14 protein-coding genes are annotated in these 15,539 nt (G+C 32.1%); 11 read left to right on the top strand and 3 right to left on the bottom strand.

All coding sequences use genetic code 11. From position 1 onward, the window contains the following. The first annotated feature begins 87 nt into the window (after positions 1–87). Positions 88–1,506, top strand: a complete 1,419-nt coding sequence (gene xylE / locus Q1B05_RS00250; RefSeq protein ID WP_299776482.1) for a D-xylose transporter XylE — start codon at positions 88–90, stop codon at positions 1,504–1,506. 45 nt (positions 1,507–1,551) lie between these two features. Here the strand turns inward: xylE and Q1B05_RS00245 are convergent, their stop codons facing one another. Next, entirely contained in the window at positions 1,552–2,589 is a 1,038-nt protein-coding gene (locus Q1B05_RS00245) for a LacI family DNA-binding transcriptional regulator (RefSeq protein ID WP_299776481.1), read from the bottom strand. Positions 2,590–2,851: 262 nt separating this feature from the next. On the opposite strand from Q1B05_RS00245, the gene Q1B05_RS00240 reads away from it, so the two are divergent. Beyond that, positions 2,852–3,238, top strand: a complete 387-nt coding sequence (locus tag Q1B05_RS00240) for a VOC family protein (protein WP_299776480.1) — start codon at positions 2,852–2,854, stop codon at positions 3,236–3,238. Positions 3,239–3,632: 394 nt separating this feature from the next. Further along, positions 3,633–3,830 carry a PID-CTERM protein-sorting domain-containing protein gene (locus tag Q1B05_RS00235; RefSeq protein ID WP_299776479.1) on the top strand — a complete coding sequence of 66 codons (198 nt, stop codon included), beginning with the start codon at positions 3,633–3,635 and terminating at the stop codon, positions 3,828–3,830. 2 nt (positions 3,831–3,832) lie between these two features. Here the strand turns inward: Q1B05_RS00235 and Q1B05_RS00230 are convergent, their stop codons facing one another. Further along, on the bottom strand, positions 3,833–4,426 hold the full coding sequence (locus Q1B05_RS00230) for a riboflavin synthase (protein WP_299776478.1): 594 nt from the start codon (positions 4,424–4,426) through the stop codon (positions 3,833–3,835). Between the two features lie 65 nt (positions 4,427–4,491). Here Q1B05_RS00230 and pdxA point away from each other — a divergent pair, with 65 nt between their 5' ends. From pdxA to accC, 6 genes are all read left to right on the top strand, one after another. After that, positions 4,492–5,514, top strand: coding sequence for a 4-hydroxythreonine-4-phosphate dehydrogenase PdxA (pdxA, locus tag Q1B05_RS00225; protein WP_299776477.1), 1,023 nt, complete (start codon positions 4,492–4,494; stop codon positions 5,512–5,514). Positions 5,515–5,611: 97 nt separating this feature from the next. Continuing rightward, the gene (locus tag Q1B05_RS00220) at positions 5,612–6,154 is read left to right on the top strand and encodes a DUF177 domain-containing protein (protein ID WP_299777447.1); all 543 of its coding nucleotides are present in this window, start codon (positions 5,612–5,614) and stop codon (positions 6,152–6,154) included. A gap of 7 nt (positions 6,155–6,161) precedes the next feature. Beyond that, entirely contained in the window at positions 6,162–6,365 is a 204-nt protein-coding gene (rpmF, locus tag Q1B05_RS00215) for a 50S ribosomal protein L32 (protein ID WP_007647175.1), read from the top strand. Positions 6,366–6,544: 179 nt separating this feature from the next. Next, positions 6,545–7,540 carry a beta-ketoacyl-ACP synthase III gene (locus Q1B05_RS00210; protein WP_299776476.1) on the top strand — a complete coding sequence of 332 codons (996 nt, stop codon included), beginning with the start codon at positions 6,545–6,547 and terminating at the stop codon, positions 7,538–7,540. A 36-nt stretch (positions 7,541–7,576) separates the two neighbouring features. Further along, positions 7,577–8,056 carry an acetyl-CoA carboxylase biotin carboxyl carrier protein gene (accB, locus tag Q1B05_RS00205; RefSeq protein ID WP_299776475.1) on the top strand — a complete coding sequence of 160 codons (480 nt, stop codon included), beginning with the start codon at positions 7,577–7,579 and terminating at the stop codon, positions 8,054–8,056. A gap of 73 nt (positions 8,057–8,129) precedes the next feature. Then, entirely contained in the window at positions 8,130–9,485 is a 1,356-nt protein-coding gene (accC, locus tag Q1B05_RS00200) for an acetyl-CoA carboxylase biotin carboxylase subunit (RefSeq protein WP_299776474.1), read from the top strand. Positions 9,486–9,951: 466 nt separating this feature from the next. Here accC and Q1B05_RS00195 read toward each other — a convergent pair whose 3' ends face one another. Beyond that, positions 9,952–10,560, bottom strand: coding sequence for a superoxide dismutase (locus tag Q1B05_RS00195; protein WP_299776473.1), 609 nt, complete (start codon positions 10,558–10,560; stop codon positions 9,952–9,954). Between the two features lie 130 nt (positions 10,561–10,690). Between Q1B05_RS00195 and Q1B05_RS00190 the strand changes: the two genes are divergently transcribed. Beyond that, positions 10,691–13,858, top strand: coding sequence for an exodeoxyribonuclease V subunit beta (locus Q1B05_RS00190; RefSeq protein ID WP_299776472.1), 3,168 nt, complete (start codon positions 10,691–10,693; stop codon positions 13,856–13,858). Between the two features lie 268 nt (positions 13,859–14,126). After that, entirely contained in the window at positions 14,127–15,479 is a 1,353-nt protein-coding gene (locus Q1B05_RS00185; protein WP_299776471.1) for an OmpA family protein, read from the top strand. The last annotated feature ends 60 nt before the right edge of the window (positions 15,480–15,539 follow it).

The following is a 15,539-nucleotide window of genomic DNA, read 5'->3' as shown; positions in this document are numbered from 1 at the left end:
CGTGAGTTTTAACCGAAATTACGATACAGTTTTTGCTACTTCTAATCTTGTGTTTTCAAATTGTAATTAACAAACAAACTATATATCATGTCAACTTCACATAATTCCGCCTTTCTATGGCGTTTAACTCTAGTCGCCACTTTAGGAGGATTACTTTTTGGTTACGATACAGCAGTAATATCAGGAACAGTAAGCTCTTTAGATGCTTTTTTTGTTTTGCCATTTGGCTTGCCGGAAATGGCTTCTAATGCGCGTTTAGGCTTTCTGGTCTCGAGTGCGCTAATTGGTTGCATTATCGGAGGTATTTCTGGAGGTGTTATTAGTAGAAAATTAGGAAGAAAAAATGGATTAATTTTATCTGCTATTTTATTCTTAGTGTCTGCTATTGGGTCTTCTGCTCCAGAGTTATTTATGAAACCTATAGGGGAAGGAGATCATACTTTCATGTACTTTTTTATTGTATATCGTATCATTGGAGGAATTGGAGTAGGATTAGCATCTATGTTATCTCCGCTTTATATTGCCGAAATAGCTCCTGCTAAAAGTAGAGGGCGTTTGGTTTCTATGAACCAATTTGCAATCGTTTTTGGTATGCTAATCGTGTATTTTGTGAATTATTATATTTCTAGCCAAGGCGATGATACTTGGCTAAATACAATAGGATGGCGTTGGATGTTTGCTTCAGAAATTATTCCAGCGAGTTTGTTTCTATTTTTCTTAATGTTTGTTCCGGATACGCCTCGATCTTTGGTGTTACAATCTAAACCAGAAAAAGCTCTAGAGGTATTAATTAGGGTGAACGGCGATTCTGAAGCCAAAGTTATTCTTAATGATATTAAAGAAACGATAACAGGACATGCGGGTAAGTTGTTTTCTTATGGTATTCCTGTGATTGTTTTTGGAATTTTATTGTCTGTTTTTCAGCAATTCGTAGGGATAAATGTTGTGTTGTATTATGCGCCTGAAATCTTTAAAAGTATGGGGTCTGGTACAGATACCGCTTTAATGCAAACTATTATTGTTGGAGCCATAAATTTAATATTTACAGTACTAGCGATGCAAACGGTTGATAAATTTGGAAGAAAACCATTAATGATTGTTGGAGCACTAGCCATGGCAGTCGCTATGTTTGCTTTAGGAACTTCGTTTTTTAGTCATTCTTTAGGTATATTTTCGTTAGTGTGTATGTTGGTATATGTTGCAGGATTTGCCATGAGTTGGGGGCCTGTTACTTGGGTGCTTTTGTCTGAGATTTTTCCAAACAATATTCGAGGAAAAGCATTGGCTATAGCAGTAGCTTGCCAATGGGTTGCTAATTATTTAGTATCTTGGACGTTTCCTATGATGGATAAAAATAGTTATTTAATTGAACAATTTAATCATGGATTCGCTTATTGGATATATGGATTAATGGGCGTTTTAGCAGCTTTCTTTGTTTGGAAATTTATACCAGAAACTAAAGGGAAAACTTTAGAAGAAATGAACGATTTATGGACTAAAAAGTAGATTTAAAATAATTCTTTCTGAATATTAAAATACAACAGCACAAAATTAATAGTTATTAGCTATTGGTTTTGTGCTGTTTCTTTCTACAAGTGTAGTTTTTATTGTTTTGGTTTCAAAAATATCTGTAGTGCCTGAAGGTTGTTCTATTTTCGAAATTAATATTTCTGCAGCTGTTTTTCCCATAAAAACACTATGCTGATTTATACAAGTTATTGCTGGTTTTGTGTATTTAAAAAAATCGCTATTTGTAAAACTAATTATAGAAATGTCGTTTGGAATGGTGTAACCGCGATCTTGTGCAATTACCATAGATTCTACTGCCGAAAATTCTTCAAGGCCAATAATTGCATCAACTTTTTGATAGTCTAACATAGTCTTTATTTCTGTTTCAAAATCGTATCCAGGTTTTATTACATTTATTGTTTTTTTGTTTATTGGAATGTTATAATCTTCTAAAGCTTTTAGATAGCCATCAATTCTAAGTTTAATAATCCCAACATTATCTAAAGTCGATACTACGGCAATGTGTTTACAACCTGTTTTTATTAAGTGTTCTGTGGCTTTATAGGCGCAATTAAAGTCGTCTACAATAACTTTATCTGTATTCACGGAGTCTGAAATACGATCGAACATGACTATAGGTCCTGCGTTATCTATAAATTCTTCAAGATGTTTAAAGTGTTGTTTGGCTTCTGTTTCTTCGCTTAACGAAATTAGTAAACCATCTATTAAGCCATTTTCTAGCATGTTTATAGAGGCAATTTCCTTTTCTAATTTACCATGCGATACAATTGCAATAACGTTATAACCTTTGTCGTTAGCAACATGTTCAATGCCGCTAAACGTTTTTACAAAAAACGGATTCAAAATAGAAGGCATAATAACGCCTATGGTTTTGGTTTTTTTATTTAATAAACTTAGCGCAATACTGTTAGGTCTGTAGTTTTGCTGTTTAGCATATTCTTGTATTTTTAGTTTTGTGGCAATACTAATTTCATGACTGTCTTTTAAGGCCTTAGAAACGGTTGCTATAGACACATTAAATATTTTTGCAATTTGTTTTAATGTGGTACGTTGTTTCATAAAAAATAAAAATTAATACTTACTAAGTGATAACTGATTTAATCAGTATAAAAGTATGAAAATAGCCTGCATCTTAATCATTAAAAATATCAAATTAATTTGTGAAGAATTAACGGGCTGTTTATCTAAGATATTTTTAATTTAAGACAAGGTCAGGTTTAAATGTTTCAAATCATTTATTCCATGTTTTTTTAGTAATTATTCTTTGTTTTGAATGATGTAAAGATGTATAATTCGTATTTTTAAATCTTAAAAAAATACTATGTTAGCATTCGAACATTTTGCCCTAAATTTAGAAAATCCCAAAGAAGTAAGTAATTGGTATTGCACCCATTTACAAATGAAAAAAGTAGTCGATATGGAAGAGGCTCCTTTTGTTACTTTCTTAGCAGATTCAGAAAATCGTGTGGTTTGTGAGCTGTATTATCAGCCTGATTACCCAATAACAAATTTTGAAAAAGAACATCACTTAACTTTTCATTTTGCTTTTAAAACTGATGACGCAGAAACTTTAAAGAATAAGTTAATAGAAGAAGGAGCGACGCTTGTAGATGATGCGAGATTAGAAAACGGTTCGCATTTAGTTATGTTAAGAGATCCGTGGGGGTTGCCGCTTCAGTTGTGTCAGCGTACAACACCTTTGGTTTAATTTAAGTATAAAATCATCATATGTTTTTGATAATCATTTAAAAAACATATGCTGATTTTTTTTGCTGATTTTTCAGAAAAATATCTTTTTATTTAGTTAAGCTGGTTTGTTTTGTTTCAGTTTAATAAAAGTGTTTTTCGTTATATATTCAATTTTTTAATTTAGTGATTGTTAATCAATCTAAATTTTAAGATTTAAATAAAATAACTAAGGAATTAAATACTCGAAAGCAAAAAAACAGTAAAACCTCGTAAATAGCATAGGAAATACTTGTTTAAGTGGATGCTTTTGTGTTAAATTTGCCGAGATTATAAGGATTAGATTAATAACAGAGTATCGATTTAAATTTTTATATAACCTATAAGGTTAAATTAATTAGCCTACAATTAATGTGATGCAGAATAAATACAAACTCATTTTACTAGTTTTTTTACTTGCAGGGACTACGTGTTTTGCACAATCTGGAAGTAATATTCCTCCTACACCATCTACAAAAGGAGTTACACCTCCAGGAACTCCTATCGACGGCGGACTTTCTATACTTATAGCGGCAGGTGCTTTTTATGGTATAAAAAAATCTTTAAAGAGATAAGATTACTTAATATCAAATTCTAATAAGCGTTTTACGTATTTACCTAAAACATCAAATTCTAAATTCACAGAATCTCCTATTTTAAAATATTTAAAGTTAGTGTGTTCAAAGGTGTAAGGTATAATAGCTACGCTAAATTGATTTCGTTTAGAGTCTACTACCGTTAAACTAGTCCCGTTTACTGTTATCGATCCTTTTTCAATAGTAATATTATTAAGGTCTTTATTGTATTCAAAAGTGAATAACCAACTTCCCGATGTCTCTTTTATATCTATACATTTAGCTGTTTGGTCTACGTGTCCTTGAACAATATGTCCGTCTAGTCTGTCTCCAAGTAGCATGGCGCGTTCTAAATTTACTAGATCATTAACTTTTAGCGATCCTATATTTGTTTTATTTAAGGTTTCTTGTATTGCCGTGACTGTATAGTTGTTGTCTTTAATATGTACAACAGTTAAACATACTCCATTATGAGCTACACTTTGGTCTATTTTAAGTTCTGAAGCCAAGCTACTTTCTATGGTTACATGTAGGTTGTTTTGATCTGATTTAAGATTTATAACACGGCCTAAATTTTCTATTATTCCTGTAAACATATTAATTCATTTATTTGGTTAAATTTGTAAAGGTAAAATTACGAACAAAATAGTTATCTAGTTTAATGAAGAAAGAAGAAAATATAATAGTTGGAATTTCAATTGGAGACTTGAATGGTATTGGAGGGGAAATTGTATTAAAAACTTTTGAAGATCCTCGAATTCTAGAATTTTGTACTCCAGTGATTTTTGCTTCAGTTAAGGTGATGTCTTTTTTTAAGAATCATTTTAATATGGATATTAATTTTAACGGTATTAATCATATCAATCAAATTGTTATAGGTAAGGTTAATGTGATTAATGTTTGGAAAGAGAATGTATCCATTAATTTTGGAAAAGAAGATTTAAAAATAGGGGAGTATGCTATTAGATCGCTTGAAGCAGCAACTTCTGCATTAAAGGCAGGAACTATAGATGTATTAGTTACTGCACCTATTAATAAACATAACATTCAATCAGAAAAATTTAAATTTCCGGGACATACAGACTACCTAGCAGAACAGTTAGAGGGAGATAGTTTAATGTTTATGATAACCGATTTCTTAAAAGTTGGTTTATTAACAGATCATGTCCCTATAAGTGAGATAGCAAATCATATTACTCCAGAGTTAATAGAAAAGAAGATTAACACCGTCTATAAGTCACTTCAACAAGATTTTCAGATTTCTAAACCAAAAATTGCAGTGTTAGGCATAAACCCACACACAGGAGATAATGGTGTTATAGGTACTGAAGACGATACTGTTTTACGTCCTACGTTAACTAAAATTAAGGAGAGTGGTAAATTAGTTTTTGGTCCATATGCTGCCGATAGTTTTTTTGGATCTAATAATTATAAGAATTTTGATGCTATTATTGCATCGTATCACGATCAAGGATTAATTCCCTTTAAAACACTGTCTTTTGGAGAAGGTGTAAACTATACAGCAGGGTTAAATAAAGTAAGAACCTCTCCAGATCATGGTACAGCATTCGAGATTGCAGGAAAAGGTATTGCTAACGAGGCTTCTTTTAAAGAGGCTTTGTTTGCAGGAATACAGATTTTTAAGCATCGTTTAGAGTACGAAGAGCTTGTAAAGCGAGTATAAAATAGCGAATAAAAAAGATATAAACAAAAAAATGTTTATAAGTAGGCTTGTGTAAAATAATAATTCATATATTTGCAGGCTCAAATTAGATATGAAAATGAAGCTGTTGAAAGAATTTACAATTCAATTTATTGGATTAAAATTAGGAAAACATCAATTCGAATATCAAATTGGACAAGAGTTCTTTACACATTTTGGGTATGAAGATTTTAATGATGCTAATGTACATGTAAATGTTCTTTTAGAAAAAAAGACCACTTTATTGGAGTTACATTTTGAAATCTCGGGTACTGTAAACGTTTATTGTGATGTTACAAATGAGCCTTACGATCAACCTATTCAAAATGAATTTGATTTGGTAGTGAATTTTGGAGATGAGTATAATGATGATGAAATTGATATGTTAATTATTCCTCATGGGGAGTACGAATTAAATATACAACAGTATATTTACGAATTAACGGTATTGGCAGTACCATCAAAACACGTTCATCCAGGAGTTGAAGATGGAACGTTAGAGTCAGAAATACTTGATAAACTAGAAGAATTGAGTCCTAAGATTAAGGAAGAAAAAAAAGACCAAGAGGAATCAGACCCTCGTTGGAATACATTAAAGAAACTATTAACGGATAATAAATAAATAAAAAATGGCACATCCTAAAAGAAAAATCTCGAAAACAAGAAGAGATAAAAGAAGAACACATTATAAAGCAACTGCGCCACAAATTGCTACGTGTCCAACAACAGGAGAAGCTCACTTGTATCACAGAGCACACTGGCACGAAGGTAAATTATACTACAGAGGTCAAGTATTAATTGACAACTCGGAAGTAGAAGAGAATCTAGCATAATTATTATGCACGCATATAAAAAAACGCTCCTTGTGAGCGTTTTTTTTGTCATATAGTTTTCTATAAGTCAAAAACAACTTAATTTGCATCTAATTAAACTAAAAAATTAAGTAATTTGGCCGTAAAATTTATGTTTTAGGTCTAATTTATTTAAGCTTTGGTTCAATAATTTATATTTTATGGGTAAAATAACAGCGGCTATAACAGCTGTAGGAGGATATGTGCCGGAGGATGTTTTAACAAACAAGATGTTAGAGTCTATGGTTGAAACTAATGATGAATGGATTGTTTCAAGAACAGGGATAAAAGAACGTCGTATTTTAAAAGGCGATGGTAAAGGAACTTCCTATCTTGCTATAAAGGCAGCTCAAGATCTTATTAATAAATCTGGAGTAGATCCTAAAGAAATAGATTTAGTTATTGTAGCAACCGCTACACCAGACATGAAAGCAGCAGCTACGGCTGCGTTTACAGCAACTGCAATTGGAGCTGTAAATGCGTTTTCTTACGATTTAGAAGCAGCATGTTCAAGCTTCTTATTTGGTATGTCTACTGCGTCTAGCTATATTGAAAGCGGACGTTATAAAAAAATATTACTTATTGGGGCAGATAAAAACTCTTCAATGATTAATTATAAAGACCGTGCAACCTGTATTATTTTTGGTGATGGTGCCGGTGCAGTGTTATTTGAACCTAATGAAGAAGGTTTTGGTTTACACGACGAGTATTTAAGAAGCGATGGTAGTGGTAGAGATTTTCTACAAGCTACTTATGGCGGATCATCTTTTCCTCTTACACCCGAAGCTTTCGCAGAAGGTAAGCACTTTGTGTTTCAAGATGGAAAAACAGTATTTAAAAATGCTGTGTCTAATATGGCCGATGTTGCTGTGAAAATATTAGAACGAAATAATTTATCTAAAGACGAAATTTCTTGGTTAGTAGCCCACCAAGCAAACAAACGTATTATAGATGCAACAGCAAATAGAATGAATTTAGATTCTGAAAAAGTAATGATTAATATAGAAAAGTATGGTAACACGACTTCAGCTACATTACCATTGTTACTTTTTGATTATGAAAAACAACTAAAAAAAGGCGATAAATTAGTTTTTGCAGCTTTTGGAGGTGGTTTTACTTGGGGATCTATTTATTTAACTTGGGCTTACAATTCCTAATCACTAATAATAATTTATTTTAAAATCTAATTTATTATGGATTTAAAAGACATTCAAAACTTAATCAAATTTGTTGCTAAATCAGGAGCAAGCGAGGTTAAATTAGAAACAGACGATGTAAAGATTACCATCAAAACAGGTGGTGACGATAAAGGTGAAACTACAACTTATGTACAACAAATACCTGTAGGTGCTCCTGTAGCTCAGGCTCCAGTTGTACAACAACCTGTAGCAGCAACTCCAGAATCAGCAGCTCCAGTTGCAGAAGATTCAAAATATATTACTATTAAGTCTCCAATTATTGGAACCTTATATAGAAAACCTTCTCCGGACAAACCATTGTTTGTAGAAGTTGGACAAACAATAAGCGAAGGCGATGTACTTTGTATTATTGAAGCCATGAAACTTTTTAACGAAATTGAATCAGAAGTATCTGGTAAAATTGTTAAAGTACTTGTAGACGATTCGTCTCCGGTAGAATTCGATCAACCGTTATTTTTGGTAGATCCATCATAACAAATTTTAAAATTCCAAAACAAATCCCAATCACTTGGTATTTGGAATTTGAGATTTTTAAATTATATATGTTATGTTTAAGAAAATATTAATAGCTAATAGAGGGGAAATAGCACTGCGTGTTATTAGAACCTGTAAAGAAATGGGAATTAAAACGGTTGCAGTGTATTCTACAGCCGATGCAGAAAGTTTGCACGTAAAGTTTGCAGACGAGGCCGTATGTATTGGCCCTGCACCAAGTAGTGAGTCCTATTTAAAAATGTCTAATATAATTGCTGCTGCAGAAATTACTAATGCAGACGCTATTCACCCAGGATATGGGTTTCTTTCAGAAAATGCTAAGTTTTCTAAAATATGTGAGGAACACGATATTAAATTCATAGGGGCTTCTGCTGATATGATTTCTAAAATGGGAGATAAAGCAACAGCAAAGGAAACGATGAAAGCTGCTGGTGTGCCTTGTGTGCCTGGTAGTGAAGGTATAATAGAAGATTTTGAAACTTGTGAAAAACTTGCTATTGAAACTGGATATCCTGTAATGCTTAAAGCTACTGCCGGTGGTGGTGGTAAAGGTATGCGTGCTATTTGGAAAGCAGAAGACTTAAAAGAAGGGTGGGATTCTGCTCGTCAAGAAGCTAAAGCTGCTTTTGGAAATGATGGTATGTATATGGAGAAGCTTATTGAAGAACCAAGACATATTGAAATTCAAATTGTTGGTGATTCTACAGGGAAAGCTTGTCATTTATCAGAACGTGATTGTTCTATTCAACGTCGTCATCAAAAGTTAACAGAAGAAGTGCCTTCGCCATTTATGACGAAGAAATTACGTGACGAAATGGGAAAATCCGCTGTGCGTGCAGCAGAGTTTATAAAGTATGAAGGTGTTGGTACTATTGAATTTTTGGTAGACAAACATCGTAATTTTTACTTTATGGAAATGAATACACGTATTCAGGTAGAGCACCCTATTACAGAACAAGTAATAGACTTCGATTTAGTTCGTGAGCAAATTCTTGTCGCTGCAGGAGAGCCGATTTCAGGTAAAAATTATACGCCAAACTTACACGCTATAGAATGTCGTATTAATGCTGAAGATCCATATAACGGATTTCGTCCTTCTCCAGGCCGCATAACTACATTACACGCTCCTGGTGGTCACGGTGTGCGTTTAGATACGCATGTATATGCTGGTTACAGCATTCCGCCAAACTATGATTCAATGATTGCAAAGTTAATTACAACGGCGCAAACACGTGAAGAAGCTATAAGTAAAATGAAACGAGCTTTAGATGAGTTTGTTATAGAAGGAATTAAAACAACTATTCCTTTTCATAGACAGTTAATGGAACATCCCGACTATGTTGCTGGGAAGTATACCACAAAATTCATGGAAGATTTCATAATGGAAAAACCTCCAGTAGAAGATTAAATTATAAAGCTCCGAATATTTTCATTCGGAGCTTTTTTTTGATATTTATCTTCTGTAAGGTTAGATTAAAAACAATTCTTTTAGAATTAAGTTCAATTTAATCATATTCACTTTTATTAATTATCTAATTAAAACCTCTTCGAAAGTGTTGTGTTTTCTATTTATAGTTCTATTTTAAAAACAGAAATCCTTTTGTTTTTTTAGCAATTTAGAACCTTTAAATAGCAAATTCTTTAAAAGCAAGGTCGTTTAACCTCGTTTTATTCCGTTTAACTAATATTTTTTTTTAAATATGGTAACACACCATATATTTGCCTCACCATAACATAAGTAGGTTAAGTTCATGGTAGATTTGGGGCAAAAAGGTGAACTTAATAGGTTCGCCTTTTTCATTTAAAATAGTTTCGAACAAAAAAAATCGGACTATAAAAATATAGCCCGATTTCAATATAAAATTTATTTTGTCTTATTTAGCTTCAGCATAACGACGTTCAACTTCATTCCAATTAATAACATTAAAAAATGCATTAATGTAATCTGGTCTTCTGTTTTGGTAGTTTAAATAGTAAGCGTGTTCCCAAACATCTAATCCTAAAATAGGAGTTCCGTCGCAATCAACACCCGGCATTAATGGATTGTCTTGATTTGGTGTAGAACATACAGAAACTTTACCTCCTTTATGTACACATAACCAAGCCCAACCAGAACCAAATTGTGTTGCAGCAGCATTACTAAAAGCTTCTTTAAAAGCATCTACAGATTCGAAAGCATCTTCGATCGCTGTTTTTAATTCACCAGATAAACGTCCTTTTCCTTCTGGGTTCATTATTTCCCAAAATAAAGAGTGATTATAGAATCCACCACCGTTATTTCTAACTGCACCATTGCTCATGTCTAAACCTGTAAGAATATCTTCAATAGATTTCCCTTCTAAGTCTGTTCCTTCAATTGCGCCGTTTAATTTTGTAGTATATCCTTGGTGATGTTTTGTGTGATGTATTTCCATTGTACGTGCATCGATATTTGGTTCTAATGCATCGTAAGCATATTGTAATTTCGGTAATTCGAAAGCCATAATATTATAGTTTTTTATGATTAATAAAAATTCCTTTTTCAAATTTAAGGATAATACACGTCAATTAAAAATAATTAATGGTTATCAAATCATCGATAGTTTTTATCTTGTCTTAAATTTTTTATGAAGTATGGAACCTAGTACAACTTTTTCTATTTATGATGCCTCTGCAGGAAGTGGAAAAACATTTACGCTTGTAAAAGCTTACTTAACAATTCTATTTAAATCGAAGAGCCATTTTCAGTTTAAAAATATTTTAGCCATAACGTTTACAAATAAGGCTGTGTTTGAAATGAAAGAGCGTATTATAAAAATGCTTAAAGAGTTTTCTGACGAAAAAGTTCTTGTGCAGGGAAATGATATGTTTAATTTATTGTGCGAAGAATTACAAATCGAACCAAAAGCGTTACATAGTAAATCTAAAATGTTACTACATACCATAATTCATAACTATGCTGCTTTCGAGATTTCTACTATCGATGGTTTTACACATAGAATTATTAGAACATTTGCTCACGATTTAAAACTGCCGTTAAATTTTGAAGTCGATTTAGATTCTGAAAGTTTATTAAATAAAGCTGTAGACCGATTAATAGCTAAAGCAGGAACAAATAAAGAAATTACAGATGTATTGGTACAATTTGCACTTGAAAAAGCCGACGATGACAAGAGTTGGAATATTGCTTTAGACCTTAACAAGATTGCGAAACTACTTATTTTTGAAAATGATATTCCGTATTTAGCCGAGTTAAAAGATAAAACCTTATCTGATTTTAATACGCTTAAAAAACAATTAAGAACTGAAATAAAATCTTTTGAAATAGAAATTATTGAGAGGGGATTCGAATTTTTAGAACTTATTAAAAACAACGGTATTGTATTTGAAGATTTTTCTGGAAAATATGCCCCAAAATATTTTGAAAAATTAAGTAAAGGCGATTTAAATGTAAGTTTTAATACGGCGTGGCAAAACAAATTAGAAACACACCCGTTATATCCAGCACGTGTAAAGAAAGATCTTGAATTAGCAGGAACAATAGATACTCTTCAGCCAAAAATTGCTGAACTATTTAATAAAACAAAACAGCTATATTTTTCTCTTAAATTAAGACAAACAATCTATAAAAATTTAACGCAACTTTCCGTTTTAAATGCCATTAATCAAGAATTGATTGCGCTTAAGACAGAAGAAAATAAAATGCTGATTTCAGAATTTAATACCTTAATAAGTAACGAAATTAAAGCGCAACCTACACCTTTTATATATGAACGTTTGGGCGAGAAATTTAATCATTATTTTATAGATGAATTTCAGGATACATCAACTATGCAATGGCATAATTTAATTCCGTTAATTTCTGAGGCTATAGACGCACATGATATAGAAAAAGATCCTGGATCTTTAATGCTTGTGGGAGATGCTAAGCAAGCTATTTACAGATGGCGTGGCGGAAAAGCAGAACAATTTATAGAGTTGTCTGATCCTGAGTTTGAATATAATCCGTTTAATACACCAAAAACTTTAGAAACTTTAGAAACCAACTTTAGAAGTTTTAAAGAAATTATCAATTTTAATAATACGTTTTTCGATTACTTATCTGGTGTGGCCTTTAGTAACAAAACTTACGGAAAACTATATCAACGAGCCAGCCAGAATCAAAAAAATCCGAATGAAGGTTATGTGAATATTTCCTTTTTAGATTTAAAGGATGAGGATCGTGACGAGCTGTATCCAGAGCAAATTTATAATACAATTGTAGATTGCCAAAATAATGGGTTTCAGTTAAAGGATATTTGTATTCTAGTTAGAAAAAAGAAAAATGCCGTAGCGACTGCAAATTATTTAAGCCAAAAATCGGTTCCTATTATTTCTTCAGAATTATTACTTATAAAACAGGCGCCAGAAGTTATCTTTATTACGCATGTTTCAACCTTACTATTTCAACCAAAAAATGCTGAAATAAAAGCTGAAATTCTATATTTCTTAGCAGATAAATTTAAAGTTAAAGATAAACACGAGTTTTTAGCGCAATATATACCGTTAGATAATGATGCATTGTTTGCAAGTTTCGAACAATTTGGAATAATTACCAATGCAAAAGCCTTAATACAATTACCATTGTTTGATATGTTTGAAACCTTGGTAAGGGAATTTAATTTAGTAGAATATTCTAATGCTTATATTCAATATTTTCTAGATGTAGTACTAGAATTTACTCAGAAAAAAGGCTCTGATATTTTCGGGTTTTTAGAATATTTTGAAACTAAAATAGATACATTAAGCATAGTCTCTCCGGAAGGGCAAGATGCTGTACAAATTATGACTATTCATAAATCTAAAGGATTAGAATTTCCTGTGGTTATTTTTCCGTTTGCAGATTTAAACGTTTATGAAGAAATTGAACCTAAAGAATGGTTCCCTTTAGATGTTAATGCATTTAGTGGTTTTCCGTTTACATTATTAGATTATAATAAAGCTAATTTTGAAGAATTTGGCGACGAAGGTTTAGCGATTAGCACACGGCACCAGTCGGAATTAGAACTAGATAATCTTAATCTTTTATACGTCGCATTAACACGCCCTGTCGAGCAACTTTATATTATAAGTAGTTTAGCTTTTGATGCGAAACAGAATGTAAACACAAAAAAATATAGTGGTTTGTTTACCGACTATTTAATGCAAAAAGGATTATGGGAGTCTAATACATATAATTATCAGTTTGGAAACCCACAAAGAGTATCTAATATTAAGGAAGAGTTTGAAGGTGAAGAGGCACAAATTAATTTAGAGTTTATATCTACAGCAAAAAAAGATCATAATATAAAAATCATTGCTAATAGCGGTTATTTGTGGGATACGAAACAACAAGATGCGATTGAGAAAGGTAATTTAGTGCATAATTTAATGGCTAAAATTAAAACAGATAACGATGTTGAATTGGTTTTAAAAGATGCAGAACAATCTGGATTAATTTCTAAAGAACAATTTCAGGGCCTTCATGATAGTATTTTACAAATTATAGATCACCCAGAGCTTCATCTATATTTTACATCTGATAACACCATTTATACAGAACGCGATATTATTAAGGCAGATGGTACAATATTAAGGCCAGACAGGTTAGTGATAACACCCGACAATAAAGTTGTAATTATGGATTATAAAACGGGTACAGAATTAGAAAAGCATAAACAACAACTTCAGTATTACCAAGATAGTATAGAAGCAATGAATTTTGAAGTAGTTAAAAAGATTTTGGTTTATATAAATGAAGAAATTCAGATTACCTATGCTTAAATTTTTATTGTGTATAATATAATCACTTACTTATAAAATTTAAAAAATATAGCAGTAAAATTTATGTTTAATTTTTCTGTAAGAAAATCTATAAAAAGTATAACGTAGCCCTATTAACGCGATAAATTTACTAGGAGTTATGTAAAACCCTTCTAAACTCCGTAACTTTCACAAAAGTTGTTAATATTTTTTTATATTTGTCTTTGTTAATAATATTTAACAACTTACTTTTGTTTACAATTAACACTTAAAAATTAAACTTTTGAATATGAAAAATCTTAGCAGATTATTGTTCGCAATGTTGCTGGTATTTGGTTTTAGCAACACTTATGCGCAAGATGAAAACAACCCATGGGCGATTAGCTTTGGAGTAAATGCAGTGGATTTCTATCCTAACGGAGACGATGCACCATTTAGCGAAAGTTTCGGAGACGATTACTTTAACGTTGGTGATCACTGGAATATTTTACCTTCTTTATCAACTATTTCTGTAGCACGTCACATCACTGATGGTTTGTCTTTTGGAGTAGCTGGTTCTATTAATAAAATTGAAAATTACGGAGATGAATCTGTTGATGATTTATCTTACTACGGACTTGATGGTACTTTCAAGTACAGTTTCTTAAAAACTAGTGTCTTCAATCCTTTCGTAGGAGTTGGTGGAGGTTACACTTGGGTAGACGAAATTGGTGCTGGTACTGTTAATGGTACTTTAGGTTTCAATGTTTGGTTTACTGATAACATCGGTCTTACTTTACAATCTTCTTACAAACATGCTTTTGAAGATTACTTAGATTCTCACTTCCAACATACTGCTGGAATTACTATCAAATTTGGTGGAACAGATACAGATAAAGATGGAATTTACGATAAAAACGATGCTTGTCCAGATGTATTTGGTTTAGCAATGTTTAACGGTTGTCCTGATACTGACGGTGATGGTATTGAAGATAGTAAAGATGCTTGTCCAAACGAAGCTGGTACTGCTGAATTTAACGGTTGTCCTGATACTGATGGTGATGGTGTAGCTGATCCTGATGATGCTTGTCCAACTGTTGCTGGATTAAAAGAATTAAACGGTTGTCCTGATGCTGATGCTGATGGTGTTGCAGATGGAGATGATAAATGTCCAAATGTTGCAGGTCCTGCTGAAAACAACGGATGTCCTTGGCCTGATAAAGATGGTGATACTGTAATTGATAAAGATGACAAATGTCCAGATGTTCCTGGTACTGTTGCAAACAACGGTTGTCCTGAAGTATCTGAAGCAGTTCAAAAATCTTTAAATGCTTACGCTAAAACAATTTTATTTGATACAGGTAAATCTTCTATCAAAAAACATTCTGAAGAAGTATTAAGTAACATTATTGCTATCTTAAAAGAATACCCTAATGCTAAATTTACTGTAGAAGGTCATACTGATAGTTCAGGATCTGATTCTTTAAACATGAAATTATCTGAATCTAGAGCATTATCTGTAAAAGAATACTTAGTTAAAAACGGAGTAAACGAATTTAGATTATCTTCTAAAGGATACGGTGAAACTAAGCCAATCGATACTAACAAAACTAGAGCTGGTAAAGCTAATAACAGACGTGTTGAAATTAACTTAGTTAAATAAGACTAAATCTGTTAAAATATAATTTTATAAAACGCCCCGTTTATTCGGGGCGTTTTTTAT

This window comes from uncultured Formosa sp., from assembly GCF_947500765.1.
GTDB lineage: Bacteria > Bacteroidota > Bacteroidia > Flavobacteriales > Flavobacteriaceae > Formosa.
Note: the sequence above shows the minus strand (reverse complement) of the source record. Positions and strands in the feature narration are given on the sequence as shown.